The sequence below is a fragment of the Pseudoalteromonas sp. Isolate6 genome (assembly GCF_022398435.1).
GTDB lineage: Bacteria > Pseudomonadota > Gammaproteobacteria > Enterobacterales > Alteromonadaceae > Pseudoalteromonas > Pseudoalteromonas galatheae.
The window spans coordinates 1-14,358 of record NZ_JAKEVK010000025.1 but is presented as its reverse complement, the minus strand read 5'-3'; the positions used below and the strand labels follow the sequence as shown (position 1 = coordinate 14,358).

General features: G+C 44.4%; 13 protein-coding genes. 3 read left to right on the top strand and 10 right to left on the bottom strand.

Annotated elements, in window-relative coordinates; genetic code table 11:
* Positions 1-68: 68 nt before the first annotated feature.
* The 7 genes from fabF to yceD form a co-directional block, all read right to left on the bottom strand.
* A complete protein-coding gene (gene fabF / locus L1D50_RS05785) occupies positions 69-1,307 on the bottom strand; it encodes a beta-ketoacyl-ACP synthase II (protein ID WP_128726360.1) in 1,239 nt (412 codons plus the stop codon).
* 86 nt (positions 1,308-1,393) lie between these two features.
* The gene (acpP, locus tag L1D50_RS05780) at positions 1,394-1,630 is read right to left on the bottom strand and encodes an acyl carrier protein (RefSeq protein WP_010374019.1); all 237 of its coding nucleotides are present in this window, start codon (positions 1,628-1,630) and stop codon (positions 1,394-1,396) included.
* A gap of 216 nt (positions 1,631-1,846) precedes the next feature.
* Positions 1,847-2,593 (bottom strand): 3-oxoacyl-ACP reductase FabG, encoded by a 747-nt coding sequence (fabG, locus tag L1D50_RS05775; RefSeq protein WP_128726359.1) that lies wholly within the window; start codon positions 2,591-2,593, stop codon positions 1,847-1,849.
* Between the two features lie 13 nt (positions 2,594-2,606).
* A complete protein-coding gene (gene fabD / locus L1D50_RS05770) occupies positions 2,607-3,533 on the bottom strand; it encodes an ACP S-malonyltransferase (RefSeq protein WP_128726358.1) in 927 nt (308 codons plus the stop codon).
* Positions 3,534-3,586: 53 nt separating this feature from the next.
* Complete coding sequence (gene plsX, locus L1D50_RS05765) at positions 3,587-4,633, bottom strand: phosphate acyltransferase PlsX (protein ID WP_128726357.1); 1,047 nt, start codon at positions 4,631-4,633, stop codon at positions 3,587-3,589.
* Between the two features lie 11 nt (positions 4,634-4,644).
* Complete coding sequence (gene rpmF, locus L1D50_RS05760; RefSeq protein WP_010374010.1) at positions 4,645-4,815, bottom strand: 50S ribosomal protein L32; 171 nt, start codon at positions 4,813-4,815, stop codon at positions 4,645-4,647.
* 10 nt (positions 4,816-4,825) lie between these two features.
* Positions 4,826-5,350 carry a 23S rRNA accumulation protein YceD gene (gene yceD / locus L1D50_RS05755; protein ID WP_128726356.1) on the bottom strand — a complete coding sequence of 175 codons (525 nt, stop codon included), beginning with the start codon at positions 5,348-5,350 and terminating at the stop codon, positions 4,826-4,828.
* Positions 5,351-5,469: 119 nt separating this feature from the next.
* On the opposite strand from yceD, the gene L1D50_RS05750 reads away from it, so the two are divergent.
* Complete coding sequence (locus L1D50_RS05750) at positions 5,470-6,066, top strand: nucleoside triphosphate pyrophosphatase (RefSeq protein ID WP_128726355.1); 597 nt, start codon at positions 5,470-5,472, stop codon at positions 6,064-6,066.
* Here the strand turns inward: L1D50_RS05750 and L1D50_RS05745 are convergent.
* A complete protein-coding gene (locus L1D50_RS05745; protein ID WP_128726354.1) occupies positions 6,058-6,702 on the bottom strand; it encodes an HAD-IIIA family hydrolase in 645 nt (214 codons plus the stop codon). The two genes, L1D50_RS05750 and L1D50_RS05745, sit on opposite strands and share 9 nt — an antisense overlap.
* A 1-nt stretch (position 6,703) precedes the next feature.
* Complete coding sequence (gene rluC, locus L1D50_RS05740; protein ID WP_128726353.1) at positions 6,704-7,654, bottom strand: 23S rRNA pseudouridine(955/2504/2580) synthase RluC; 951 nt, start codon at positions 7,652-7,654, stop codon at positions 6,704-6,706.
* A 612-nt stretch (positions 7,655-8,266) separates the two neighbouring features.
* Here rluC and rne point away from each other — a divergent pair.
* Together rne and L1D50_RS05730 are read left to right on the top strand one after the other, a co-directional pair.
* The gene (gene rne / locus L1D50_RS05735) at positions 8,267-11,632 is read left to right on the top strand and encodes a ribonuclease E (RefSeq protein WP_239965679.1); all 3,366 of its coding nucleotides are present in this window, start codon (positions 8,267-8,269) and stop codon (positions 11,630-11,632) included.
* Between the two features lie 148 nt (positions 11,633-11,780).
* The gene (locus L1D50_RS05730) at positions 11,781-13,439 is read left to right on the top strand and encodes a SulP family inorganic anion transporter (RefSeq protein WP_239965678.1); all 1,659 of its coding nucleotides are present in this window, start codon (positions 11,781-11,783) and stop codon (positions 13,437-13,439) included.
* Here L1D50_RS05730 and L1D50_RS05725 read toward each other — a convergent pair.
* Positions 13,426-14,301: a LysR substrate-binding domain-containing protein gene (locus L1D50_RS05725; RefSeq protein ID WP_128726350.1), complete on the bottom strand. Its 876-nt coding sequence runs from the start codon at positions 14,299-14,301 to the stop codon at positions 13,426-13,428. The two genes, L1D50_RS05730 and L1D50_RS05725, sit on opposite strands and share 14 nt — an antisense overlap.
* Between the last annotated feature and the right edge of the window lie 57 nt (positions 14,302-14,358).

Here is a 14,358-nt window from a genome sequence, read left to right as displayed (position 1 = left end):
TAAAAAAGCTCGGCATTGCCGAGCTTTTTTATCATAACCTACTTTGCTATTAGATTACTAAGGCTGATCTACACCTTTTTAAATAGCAATGAACCGTTTGTTCCACCGAAGCCAAAAGAATTACACAAAGTGTACTCTAGCTTCGCATCACGGGCAGTATGAGGCACGTAGTCTAAATCACAACCTTCATCTGGGTTATCTAAGTTAATGGTCGGCGTTACTTTTTGGTCTTGCAGTGCAAGAATCGAAATAATTGATTCAACTGAGCCCGCAGCACCAAGTAAGTGGCCCATCATTGATTTAGACGAGCTCACCATTACATCTTTTGCCGCAGAACCAAATACCGACTTTACAGCATGCGTCTCTGCAACGTCACCCGCCGGAGTGGAAGTACCGTGTGCATTGATATAGCCAACCTGCTCTGCATTGATCCCTGCGTCGTTCAATGCATTAACCATGGCCTGTGCAGCACCAGCACCGTCTTCAGGTGGTGATGTCATGTGATATGCATCACCACTCATACCAAAGCCAACCAGTTCAGCGTAAATCTTAGCACCACGTGCTTTCGCATGCTCATACTCTTCCAGTACGATCACACCAGCTCCATCAGCTAGCACAAAACCATCACGGTCTTTATCCCAAGGGCGAGAAGCCGCTTGCGGATCATCGTTACGCGTAGAAAGCGCACGAGCTGCACTAAAACCGCCCATACCAATTGGGGTTGACGCTTTTTCAGCACCGCCAGCTACCATCGCATCCGCATCGCCATATGCAATCATACGGGCCGCATGGCCGATATTATGAAGGCCAGTTGTACATGCAGTAACAATCGAAATATTTGGACCTCTTAAGCCATGCATGATAGACAAGTGGCCAGAAATCATATTGATAATGGTAGAAGGTACGTAAAACGGAGAAAGCTTGCGTGGGCCACTATTTAATAGTTTAACGTGGTTTTCTTCAATTAGCGTCAAACCACCTATACCAGAGCCAATGGCTACACCAACTCTTGCGGCATTCTCTTCGTTAACTTCAAGACCTGAGTCTTTTATAGCCTGTACACCTGCAGCGATACCATACTGGATGAAAACATCCATTTTTTTAGCATCTTTAGGGGAAATATACTCAGTGACATCAAAGTCGTTAACTAAACCAGCAAACTTAGTTCCGAAACCTTCTGTGTCAAAATGCGTGATATTGCGAATGCCACTACGGCCTTCTAATAAGCCCTGCCAGGTAGATGCAACATCATTACCCAGCGGCGTCAACATACCTAAGCCAGTTACTACGACTCGACGTTTAGCCACGGTGTCCTCCAAAAAGGGATTATTATAATAATTGGGGGGTCTAGAAAGAGTTAGGGCAGCGAGTGCTGCCCTAATAGAAAAGCTAGTTACTCAGCGTGAGCAGTAACGTAGTCGATAGCTGCCTGAACAGTAGTGATTTTCTCAGCTTCTTCATCAGGGATCTCTGTATCGAACTCTTCTTCTAGCGCCATTACAAGCTCAACAGTGTCTAGAGAATCAGCACCTAAATCATCAACGAAAGACGCTTCTGATTTAACTTCTTCTTCTTTAACACCTAGTTGTTCAACAATAATTTTCTTTACGCGTTCTTGGATGTCGCTCATTCTTCTTTCCTTTATTTAAACGCTACTGCGTTAATTTTCAGATTGCGGCGCAGTTTACGACGCATCATTCTGGGATTCAAGGATTGACCCGTACTTTTTTTTCTGGTCAAACCTGTTACAAAGCTTTGAATCTTTTTATCGCCTATTTTCGCGACGATTTCAAGTACGTTGTCGACAAGATCACAAAAATTTCAATTGATTTGTGATCTTAGCGGGTTAAACCATGTACATCGCACCATTTACGTGCAAAGTTTCGCCAGAAACATAAGCTGCCGCATCTGACGCTAAATAAACCACAGCTGCAGCGATTTCTTCTGGTTGGCCTAAACGACCTGCTGGTACATTCGCCAAAGTCGCTGCTTTTTGCTCATCAGTTAGCTCATCCGTCATATCTGTCTGAATGAAGCCCGGTGCTACAGTATTTACCGTAATACCACGAGATGCAACCTCACGCGCCAATGATTTTGTAAAACCAATTACACCCGCTTTTGCAGCAGCATAGTTAGCTTGACCCGCATTACCCATAGTGCCCACTACCGAGCCAATGTTAATGATACGGCCATTTTTCTTCTTCATCATTGGACGAAGTACGGCTTTTGATAAGCGGAAAATAGATGATAAATTAGTATCGATGATGTCATCCCATTCTTGATCTTTCATGCGCATCAGCAAGTTATCGCGAGTGATACCAGCGTTGTTTACCAACACATCGATATCACCTAATTCTGCTTTGATTGCATCTAAAGTTGCTGCGATTGAGTCGACATCTGTCACGTTTAGCGCATAACCTTTACCATTTTCGCCTAGATACTCAGAGATACGCTCTGCACCAGACTCACTCGTTGCAGTGCCTGCAACTTTTGCGCCTTGCGCAACCAAAGCGTTAGCAATTGATTTACCAATGCCACGGCTAGCACCTGTTACTAGTACTACCTTACCTTCTAAAGAAAATAAATTACTCATATAACTCTCATTATTATTCTGCTGCTGCAATGGCAGCTAAATCATTTACTGACACGCACGACACTGAGCGGTCGATACGTTTGACAAGACCCGAAATCACTTTACCAGGGCCGAACTCAAAAGTTGTTGTAACACCTTCTTTCGCAACCGCTTGTACGGTTTCAGTCCATCTCACAGGACTGTAAAGCTGACGAATAAGCGCATCTTTTATTGCTGCTGCATCTTTAGCAACAGTAACATCAACATTGTTGATCACATCAAACTTTGGCTCTGAAAATACAAGTGCTTCAAGGTCTTTGGCTAATTTATCAGCGGCAGGTTTCATTAATGCGCAATGAGATGGAACGCTGACAGCAAGCGGTAATGCACGCTTAGCTCCTGCTTCTTTACACGCTTGAGAAGCTCTATTTACTGCTTCAACGTGACCCGCAATGACTACTTGGCCAGGTGAATTATAGTTTACCGGGGAAACAACGTCACCCTGTGCAGATTCGGCACAAACTTTAGCAATTACCTCATCATCTAAACCTATAATTGCTGCCATAGAACCCGTACCAGCGGGAACGGCTTCTTGCATGTATAAACCACGTTTTTCAACTAACTTAACCGCATCTGCAAGTGTTAATACTTCTGCACATACTAATGCAGAGTATTCACCTAAACTATGGCCTGCTAGTGTCAATTCAGCTTCAACACCTTTCTCTTGCCATGCTCTAAAGATAGCAACACTTGCGGTTAATAATGCCGGCTGAGTACGGTGCGTTTGGTTTAATTCTTCTTCAGGACCGTTTAGCACAAGTTCGGCTAGATCGTAGCCTAATGCTTCTGACGCTTCAGCGAAAGTCGCTTTAACGATATCAGAAGATGCTAATAATTCAGATAACATGCCCACGCTTTGTGAGCCCTGTCCTGGGAAAAATAATGCGATTTTTTGTGACATATTGTGCTCTTATTTTCTCTGTTGTCGCCACGTCCTCATGTCACTTAGCAGTGTTAGGGATGCGGACCTGACGGTTGTTTTTCTGTGTCGACCTGAGCAAACACCGCTTGGATCTTTTCAGGGATCTTACGTTGTACTTCTTGCGCAGCTTCTTCAATCGCGGCTAAAAATGCCTTCGTTGTGGCATTTCCGTGACTTTTCACAACAATACCGCGCAATCCTACCAGACTTGCGCCGTTATACTGGTCGGGGTTCACCCTTCTATACAATTTTTTTATAACGGGTCGAAGTAAAAAGGCCAACGCTTTATAAAAAAAGTGCTTTTTTAACGCTTTGCTAAACTTATGCATGATGAGTTTGGCAATCCCTTCACAGGTTTTCAAGGCGACGTTGCCGACAAACCCCTCACACACTATCACATCGGCTTTGCCAGAGAACATATCGCTCCCCTCACAATAGCCTTGATAATTAATAACAGATGAGGATTTCATTAATTTTGCAGCTTGCTTGATACCATCATGGCCTTTGATTTCTTCAGAGCCAATATTTAGCAAACACACTTTAGGTGAAGGAATATTTAATGCTTCTCCCGCAACGATTGAGCCCATAATACCAAACTGATAGAGGGTTTCAGGATCACAATGCACATTCGCACCAAGATCAAGCAAATAAACGGGTTGTTTTTTCTCTGTTGGAACGGCTGAAATTAATGCGGGGCGCTTAATACCAGGCAACATTTTTAACACATAGTGGGCCATAAAAAAGAGCGCACCTGTATTTCCTGAGCTAACACAAGCCTGCGCTTCACCAGATTTCACCAAATCAAGCGCAACACGCATTGAAGACTGTTTTTTATTTCTCAGTGCTGAGGCAGGTTCACAGCTGTTAGTGACGACCTCTTTACAGTGTTTAATTTTGAGTCTTGGATGGTCTAGCATACTCGCTTTAGTTAAAGCGCTTTCGATAACTTGCTGATTACCACACAGAATTAGATTTAGATTTGGGTGCTTAAGCACGGCAGCGATAGCTGCGGGGATAGATGAACGGGGGCCGTAATCGCCCCCCATCATATCTAACGCGATGGTTAGATCGGTTAGCATAAAGTAATCTCTTACTTAGAAATTACTTTAACGCCTTTGTAGTAACCGTCAGCAGTCACGTGGTGACGACGATGAGTCTCGCCAGAAACCTGATCTACAGTTAGAGCTGGTCCACTGATCGCATCGTGTGAACGACGCATACCACGACGTGCGCGTGACTTCTTGCTTTTTTGTACCGCCATTAGCCTTCTCCTAAGAATCTTTCTTAAGTTGTTTCAAAATTTCAAATGGATTTGGTTTGCTATCTTCTGCTTCAATTTCACCAAAGCTCTTTGGCTTATCAGAATAAGAACACAGTGCTTCATCATGCGTCGGGACTATCGGAATCGCGAGTAATAGCTCATCTTCGACGATTTGTCTTAGATTAACTTCACCCTCATCATCCAGTTCCAACACATCATAACGCTCGGGAAGATCATCCGACTCTGCACCTAATCCGACTGGCGAATACGCAAAGTCTTGTTCCAAATCCAACCCTAATTCATCATTACAACGCTGACATACAACAGTTAGATGGGCTCGGACTTTGCCTTGCACAACAACCAAACCTTGTTCGTCGATGTTGAAATGAATATCTACCGCTATTTCACTATTTTGATCACGCACAACTTGCTGCAATCGAGAAAGTTCTTCAAGCATTACAACACCGTCATAGGATGCTCGACGTTGCGCTGCTCTGCATGGATCAATAGTGATGGGAATTTTCACCTTTTGCATAGGGGCTGCATCATATAGATAGTTACTGTGTTAGTCAAAGTAAAAATACACTTTCCCTTTGTTTTTCGCGTTATTGCGCATTATCCTATTGGCAATGTTGTCACAAAGATAAAAATCTCATGAAAACGCCTCTTATTCTAGCCTCAAGTTCACCATTTAGGCAGTCAATTTTGAAAAAATTAATGCTTCCTTTTGCATCTTTTTCACCGGACGTAGACGAGCAAGCACTCGAAGGTGAATCAGCACAGCAACTTGTAGCGAGATTGAGCGAATTAAAAGCCAAAGCAGCAATAGCAAAATATCAAAAAGGTGTGGTAATTGGCTCAGACCAAGTTGCACTATTCAACGGTGAGGTCCTAGGAAAGCCGCATAATAAAGAAAACGCGATTAAACAACTAAGTCTATTTAGCAATAATCGCGTGACTTTTTTGACTGGTTTAACCGTTTTCGACATTGAAAGCGGCAAAACGGTCACTGAAGTGGTGCCGTTCCACGTTTATTTTCGCCGACTTACCCAAACACAGATCAGTAACTATTGTGATGCGGAAACACCTTATAACTGTGCTGGAAGCTTTAAAAGCGAGGGATTAGGGATCTGTCTGTTTGATAAGCTTGAAGGAGAAGACCCCAATACTTTAATTGGTCTTCCCCTTATTCAACTCACTAAAACATTACTCGAGTTTGGTATTGATGTACTCGCTGAGCAATCAGACTAACAAAAGGTCAGATAAGTCTTGATAGTTATCGCAAATATGCGCAGCCGATGTTTGCGATAACTCGTCTCTAGAAGCCACTCCTAAAGTGACGCCGATCGCATCAACGCCCGCATTGCTTGCCAGGTCCATATCAATAATAGAGTCGCCTACCATCACAGTATCTTCTGCATCGACGCCAAGTTCTGTCAATATTTGTAATAACATATCTGGATGTGGTTTAGACTCGGCTTCGCAAGCCGTGCGTGTCGTAACAAAATAATCGGTAAGTCCATTTTGAGCCATTAATCGGTTCAAACCCGTGCGACTTTTTCCTGTAGCGACTGCAATTTTTATCCCTCTGTCACGAAGCTTGCCAAGTAATGGTTCCACGCCCTCAAATATAGGTGATGGCGTATCATCTTCATTTGAGTAAATATATTTATATGCACTGGCCAATGATTCTGCTTTATCCTCATGGTGAGGAAATAACACCCGCATCGCTACAGGCAACGATAAACCAATAATACTTTTCGCTTCACTATCACTTACTGGCGTCATATTGCATGACTTTGCAGCCAAGTGAATGGTATTTACTATTTTGGGCACAGAGTCCATGACGGTGCCATCCCAGTCGAAAATTACACACTTATACCGCATGTTACTTCCTTAATTTAGTTAAACACGCTTCCAAAGCCCCATCCAATGGTGCCTCTACATGGTGTGTAGTTTCTGTTTTTGGATGCATAAATCTGAGTTCTTTGGCATGTAAAAACAGCCTGTTTAATCCTACTCCACGCATTTTGGCATCAAACACCTGATCGCCATATTTATCATCGCATGCAATTGGATGCCCTTTACATTGAGTATGCACTCGGATCTGATGTGTTCTGCCCGTAACCGGTGATGCCTGCACTAAAGTTGCTGACTCAAAACGCTCGACAACTCTAAAACGAGTATGAGAAGGCTTACCTTGCTCATGATCCACTCGTACCACTCGCTCACCAGACTTCAAGGTATTTTTACGCAGCGGCTCTGTGACATTTTTATGTTTAGCATCCCATTGCCCAGAAACCAGCGCAAGGTAATTCTTCTCCATGGTCTTTTCTCTTAGCTGCTCATGAAGTCCTTTAAGTACTGCGCGGCGCTTTGAAATCAACAAACAACCCGATGTATCGCGGTCCAAACGGTGAACTAGCTCCAAACTTTGCTCTTGAGGGCGTAATGCTCTTAATGCTTCAATTAAGCCATAGCTTAAGCCGCTGCCACCATGTACCGCCATACCGGCTGGCTTATTTATAACTATCAGATACTTATCTTCATAAAGAATTGCATCTTCTAGATTTGCGACTTTGTCTAGGTTTTTAGGCACAAACTCGGTTTTCTCCGCAACACGCACAGGTGGGATACGGATTTCATCATTGATTTGTAGCTTATATACAGGCTTCACCCGCTTTTTGTTTACACGCACTTCCCCTTTACGAAGAATTTTATATACGGCGCTTTTTGGCACCCCTTTCAAATGCGTAACTAAAAAGTTATCGATCCTTTGACCTTCTTGGTCTTCCGTCACGGTAACAAAGCTAACTTGTAATGCGGGTTTTTCTGACATTGCCTAATCACTGATTTGAGTAATAATTTAGTTGCTATCTCGACATTATTAGTGGGATAATCAGGCCGCAAATTTTTGCGAGGTGCTTTTTATCGCAAAAACAATATCGTGATGCACATCTTGGATGGCAGATCATACAGATTAGAGCTAATATTTCCAAAGCTTTTATCATGCATCTAAGATAAACACGTGCGAACAGTCAGTGCGAAGCGCGTAATATTTCGTTTAATGACTGGACACGATGAATAAACTAAAAAGCAATAAATTAAAATTTGTCTGATACGTTTACCACAGTTGCAGTAATACCCGTGCATAGCAGGCCGCAACTCGTGAATAACCACAGAGTAATCAAGTCGAAAGATGGTGATAGCCAAGCTTGGCAAACCAAGCTCAAACCTACCCCGTGCATGGCTGCTTTGTGAAACGAATAAACGTGCAAAAAGCGAACGATGGATCAGTGATTTTACCCTGATTTTAAGCGGAAACTGTGAATATGTTCCCTTTCCCCCAGTCGTGAGACTGCATCATTTAATAGGAACATCCAAGGTGTAGCACGCTGTCGCTGGCAAGACGTATCAGGCGCTGTAAATAAATTAAGTAGAGAATTACAATATGAAACGTATGCTGATCAATGCAACGCAGCAAGAAGAAATGCGCGTGGCACTGGTTGACGGCCAGCGTCTATACGATCTAGACATAGAAAGCCCTGGTCACGAACAGAAAAAAGCCAATATCTATAAGGGTAAAATTACCCGTATCGAACCATCCCTAGAAGCCGCATTTGTTGATTATGGCGCTGAGCGTCACGGATTCCTTCCTTTAAAAGAAATCGCTAAAACGTATTTCCCTGATGGCTATACATTCAATGGTCGCCCTAATATCAAAGACGTGATCAAAGAAGGTCAAGAAGTCATCGTTCAGGTTGATAAAGAAGAACGTGGTCAAAAAGGCGCGGCACTCACAACCTTTATTAGTGTTGCTGGTAGCTACTTGGTATTAATGCCTAATAACCCAAGAGCTGGCGGTATTTCACGCCGTATCGAAGGTGATGAGCGCATAGAGCTAAAAGAAGCATTGAGTCGCTTAAACGTACCTAAAGGTATGGGTCTTATCGTACGTACGGCAGGCGTAGGCAAGTCTTTCGAAGAACTGGAGTATGACCTTAAGGCGCTACTCGTTCACTGGGACGCAATCCAAAACGCGGCAAATAGCGGGAAAGCACCTTTCTTAATTCACCAAGAAAGTAACGTGATCTTCCGTGCAATTCGCGATTATTTACGTCGTGATATCGGTGAAATCCTAATTGATAAGCCTCGGGTTTTTGAAGAAGCGAAGGCACATATTGAGCGTTTCCGTCCAGACTTCATCAATCGTGTGAAGCTTTATCAAAATGACGTGCCATTATTTACCCATTATCAGATTGAGAGCCAGATTGAGTCAGCTTTCCAGCGTGAAGTACGTTTGCCTTCTGGTGGCTCTATCGTTATTGATCCAACAGAAGCACTTACGTCTATCGATATCAACTCGTCAAAAGCGACGAAAGGTGGTGATATCGAAGAGACGGCGCTGAACACTAACCTAGAAGCCGCTGACGAGATTGCACGCCAGTTACGTTTGCGTGATTTAGGTGGCCTAATCGTTATCGACTTTATCGATATGACTCCACCACGCCACCAACGTGAAGTAGAAAACCGCTTGAAAGAAGCTGTTCGTACCGACCGTGCTCGCGTGCAAATAGGTAAAATTTCTCGTTTCGGCCTATTAGAAATGTCGCGTCAACGTTTGCGTCCGTCTTTAGGTGAAGCAAGCCAGCATACGTGTCCACGCTGTGACGGCCAAGGCACTATTCGCTCAAACGAATCCATTGCTTTGTCTATCTTGCGTCTAATCGAAGAAGAAGCGATCAAAGATAATACCGCTCAGGTCAACGCCCAAGTGCCTGTCGCTGTTGGTGCTTATCTATTAAATGAAAAGCGTCGTTCTGTGCAACGCATCGAAAAGCGCCACGAGTGCCATGTTGTTATCATTCCTAACCAACATCTAGAAACACCGCACTATGAAGTGGTTAGATTGCGTAAAGATGAGACAACTGAAGCTGCAAGCTATGAGCAGATCACTACACCAGAGCCTGAAATAGTTGAAATTGCTCGAGCTCAAGCGATTGTGAAAGAGGAACCTGTGCTAAAAGGTGTCGTCATGCCTGAAGCACCGGCACCAGCGCCGGCAGCGACTCCAGCTCAAACGGCAAAATCACAGGCGCATAAACCACAAGCACAACCGGCGCAAAACAGCACCAGCCTGTTTGCCAAGATTGGGCAATGGTTCAAGAGCTTGTTTGCGGGTGATAGCGACGTTCAGGAAGAAAACAAATCTGCTGCGGAGAAGCCAGCACGCGATAACAACCGTGATAATCGCCGCCGCAACAATAACAATCGCCGTCGGAATAATAACCGCCGTCGTAACGATCAACAAAAAGAAACAGCAGTTGAAACGAAAGACGAAAACAATAATAGCGAGCAACGCAGTGATAACCGCAAACGCCGTCGTCCAAATAACAGAAAACGCCAAGATCAGGACAAAACAAACCGTCCAGCTAAGGGATCTGTAAACGATAATGTTGAAGCGGTCGAGGCTAACGACACGCCTGTTAAAGAAGCAAAAGTAAAACCGCGTAGACAAAGACGTAATCTTCGTAAGAAGGTACGTGTGGAAGAAACCAACGTACAGGACGCTAACACTTCAGAGCAAACTAGTGTTGAAGAGGTGAAAGTAGAAGCAAAGCCACTTGAGCAACCAGCGAAAACGGCTTCTGAATCTAAAGCTGAATATAAGCCAAGACAGAGAAAAGCAAAGCCTGTCGCTGATAAATCAGAAAAAGAGTCAGTAACGAATGAAGAAGTAGCTTCACATTCTGATCAGGCTGAAGCACACGCACAAGTTAAGCCGCAAGAAACTACTCACGTTGAGCGCCAAGAGCGAAATGATGTTGCCGAGAGTGTTTCTGCAGAGCTTTCAGAGTCACAAATTGATGACGAAAATAAAGAAGGCCGTACACGCTCTAGACGTTCTCCGCGTCATCTGAGAGCAGCTGGTCAACGTCGCCGTCGTCAGGATGCGCCTGAAAAAGGCCAAGCTGCTGCATTTGTACCCGTAGCAGATCAAGCCGCTGCAGAATACGAAGCTGAGCTCAAAGCGAAATCTTCTGACAGTGAAACTCAAGCGGAAGTGCAGCAAGAAGCAAGTACAGTTGAGACTCAATTGTCACCTGAAACGGTAGCTGAAGATACTGCACCAGCGGCAGAAGCGACAGTTTCTGAGACGCACACTGATGCAGAGCAAGATGTCGCAGCTAAGCCAGCTGAAGTGCATGCTGACGAAAATGCAGCGCAACAAGTGGAGCCTGCAAAGGAAGTTGATGCAACTACTGCTGAAGCACCATTGCAACAAGCTGCACAGCCCGAAACATCCGCAAGTGCTGACGAAGTAGTCGCAGAAGAAGTAGAAGCTACACAGCCAGAAGCAGCAAAAGAGGTTAACGCTGAGCCAATCGCTGACACAGTAGATACTGAGCAAGTTGAAACGGCAGAGGCTAAGGCTGAGACTACAGTTGCAGAAGAAGCCCAGGCTTCTGAAACTGATGCAACGCCAGAAGCTCAGGAGTCAGTAGTCGAAGCACCAGCAGTTGAAGTAGTTGCTGAACCTTCGTCTGAAGAAACGCCAGCCGCTGGCAATATTGAAGCAGCTGCTCAACCGGTAGTAAATGGCAATTCGGCACAAAGCCGTGTACGCTTCAACCAAACAGCTGCAGCGCCAATGACCAAAGCGAAAAGTGTGATTGAAGATGTCGTGTTAGAAACACCATCTGCAATGCCACATGATTCACGCCAGACCGTAACTAATAGCGGGTTAGGTGTTGGTTCTAAGTCACCAACAGGCAGAGCCAGTGCCGACATGGCCTCTCCTGCTCAGGTTGACTAAGCAGTAATTGAAAAGCCAGTCTTTTTAGACTGGCTTTTTTGTGTCCGAATTTTACTGAGCAGACAAATGGTAATACCAGTCCTTCGTAGCACTCCGTGTTATTTATCAGTAGAATGCCGTCAATTCTTTGATCGTTAAAGTCAAAAGTATGCTCACACTTAAGAGATTTAAAAACGCCTCTTTAAAAGGTGACCTATTCGGTGGTGTAACCACTGCAATTATTTCTTTACCACTCGCACTCGCTTTTGGTGTTGCCTCTGGTGCCGGCGCAGAAGCTGGGATGTGGGGCGCAATTTTGGTTGGCTTATTTGCCGCGCTGTTCGGTGGTTCGACTTCTCTCATTTCTGAACCAACCGGCCCCATGACTGTTATCATGACAGCAGTACTCACCGCCATGATGAGCAAGTACCCCGAAAATGGTCTTGCGATGGGCTTTACTGTTGTCATGATGGCAGGTGCATTTCAGGTTTTACTTGGTACGCTTAAGTTAGGTAAATACGTTACCTTGATGCCCTACAGTGTTATCTCCGGATTCATGTCTGGTATCGGTGTTATCCTCATTATTTTACAGCTTGCTCCTTTACTTGGACATCAAGCACCCGCAGGCGGCGTTGTTGGCACCTTATCTCACATACCCGACTTACTGATGGACTTACATTTTTCTGAGTTGTTCCTTGGGGCAATCACACTGGCAATATTATTTAAAATGCCAAGTAAGTGGCGCCAATACGTCCCCGCTCAGTTGGTCGCACTCGTCGCCGTTACACTGCTTTCAATCATTATTTTTGACACAGATAGTATCCGTCGTATCGGTGAAATTCCAAGTAGTTTACCGAGTATTGTGTTTCCAGTATTGTCACCAGAGCTATTCGTTGAAATGCTTATCGACGCACTGGTACTGGGCACTTTGGGTTGTATAGATACGTTGCTAACAGCAGTAATAGCCGACAGTTTAACGCGAACCGAGCATGATTCTGATAAAGAACTCAGAGGCCAAGGTATTGCCAATATAATAGCTGGCCTTTTTGGTGCATTGCCAGGTGCTGGTGCAACGATGGGAACTGTGGTCAATATTCAAGTAGGTGCTCGCTCGCCAATTGCAGGCATATTCAGGGCACTAATTTTAATGGCCGTAGTCTTTATCGCGGGCAGTTTGACCGAGCCAATTCCAATGGCAGTGCTTGCTGGTATTGCAGTGTATGTTGGTTTTAATATTCTGGATTGGAGCTTTATCCAACGTGCCCATAAGCTTAGTGTCAGTCAAATGGCGATTATGTATGGCGTAATGCTCCTTACCGTTTTTGTTGACCTGATTGTTGCCGTAGGCCTTGGCGTATTTATCTCTAATGTAATGATCATAGAGAGATTAAGCCGAGTACAAGCTAATCACGTTAAAGCAATTAGCGACAGTGATAGCGATGAAGATGTGCCTCTTACGAAAAAAGAAAGCGAGCTGTTAGATAAAGCCAACGGTAAACTATTATTCTTTTATCTTTCCGGGCCAATGATCTTTAGCGTCTCTAAAGCCATTGCAAGACAACACCGAAAAATTGGTGAATACAAAGCCATGGTATTAGATCTAAGCGACGTAGCTATGATTGATGTCACCGTGGGCTTAGCCATTGAAAATGCGATTACAGATGCACTCGATGCTGACTGTAGTGTTTTTATCTATTCACCGAATTTAGAGACCACAGATAAATTAGAGCGCTTAAATATACACGAGCGTTTGGGTGATAGCGCGTTTTGCATTAGTCGCGAGATAGCGCTCAGTCAAGCAATTGATACTATGGCTAAACCTGATTAAAGTGCGCACTCAAGTGATCCAGTAATAATCGTAAGCTGGTGGCGACAAATTGTCTGGGTGGATACAGCGCCCAGACACCCTCTTCTTCAGGCCTAAAGTTGATTAGTACCTCTGTTAACTCGCCTCTCTCTAACGCCTCTTGCACGTAATAATGCGGTAACTGCACCAAGCCTAAGCCTTGCTTTGCTGCTTCCAAAAGCCCCCAACCACTGTTGCAACGCAGTGGCCCCGCCACTTTAATTTGTCGCGCTTTACCGTGCTCAACAAAACGCCATTCGCTACTGTTGCCAATCAAACATTTATGATTGCCAAGCTCAGCGAGCGTATGCGGTTGGCCAAATTGATTTAAATAGATATTTGCACCACATACCATGGTTTTACGTGTAGTTAGCCGTTTAGCGCGCAGTGATGAATCCTGTAACTTACCGAGTCGAATTGCCAAGTCAAAGCCCTTATCGAGCAAGTCGACTTGGTTGTTCGTCAAATGCATTTCTACCTCAACTTTGGGATACAAACGCATAAAGTCGACCACGGCAGGCATGACATAAGATTCACCGTACATTACCGGTGCGGTAAGTTTAAGTTTGCCTGTTGGCTGTCTATCACGTTGACGGATTGCAGCAGTGGCGTCATCTAATCCATGCTGCAAATGCTTTGCGTGAGATAAGAATACTTCACCTTCTTGAGTCAGCGCTAATTTTCGGGTAGTGCGCGTCAAAAGTTGAATGTTAAGGCGCTCCTCTAACATTTTCACTCGGCGACTAATTTGCGCAACCGAAGTATTTAACTGAGTTGCAGCCCCGCTAAATGAGCCATTACTCGCGACCGCAACAAACTCATCAATGCCAATCCATCTATCCATTATTACATATACGTAAAAGTCTTTATAATTTTTATAGATTATCAAAAATCATAATAT

Coding starts and splice junctions, on each gene's coding strand:
- L1D50_RS05745 (WP_128726354.1), bottom strand. CDS start 6,702: ATGCGGTATAAGTGTGTAATTTTCGACTGGGATGGCACCGTCATGGAC.
- L1D50_RS05750 (WP_128726355.1), top strand. CDS start 5,470: ATGAAAACGCCTCTTATTCTAGCCTCAAGTTCACCATTTAGGCAGTCA.
- plsX (WP_128726357.1), bottom strand. CDS start 4,633: ATGCTAACCGATCTAACCATCGCGTTAGATATGATGGGGGGCGATTAC.
- L1D50_RS05730 (WP_239965678.1), top strand. CDS start 11,781: ATGCTCACACTTAAGAGATTTAAAAACGCCTCTTTAAAAGGTGACCTA.
- acpP (WP_010374019.1), bottom strand. CDS start 1,630: ATGAGCGACATCCAAGAACGCGTAAAGAAAATTATTGTTGAACAACTA.
- rluC (WP_128726353.1), bottom strand. CDS start 7,654: ATGTCAGAAAAACCCGCATTACAAGTTAGCTTTGTTACCGTGACGGAA.
- L1D50_RS05725 (WP_128726350.1), bottom strand. CDS start 14,301: ATGGATAGATGGATTGGCATTGATGAGTTTGTTGCGGTCGCGAGTAAT.
- rne (WP_239965679.1), top strand. CDS start 8,267: ATGAAACGTATGCTGATCAATGCAACGCAGCAAGAAGAAATGCGCGTG.
- fabG (WP_128726359.1), bottom strand. CDS start 2,593: ATGAGTAATTTATTTTCTTTAGAAGGTAAGGTAGTACTAGTAACAGGT.
- yceD (WP_128726356.1), bottom strand. CDS start 5,350: ATGCAAAAGGTGAAAATTCCCATCACTATTGATCCATGCAGAGCAGCG.
- rpmF (WP_010374010.1), bottom strand. CDS start 4,815: ATGGCGGTACAAAAAAGCAAGAAGTCACGCGCACGTCGTGGTATGCGT.
- fabD (WP_128726358.1), bottom strand. CDS start 3,533: ATGTCACAAAAAATCGCATTATTTTTCCCAGGACAGGGCTCACAAAGC.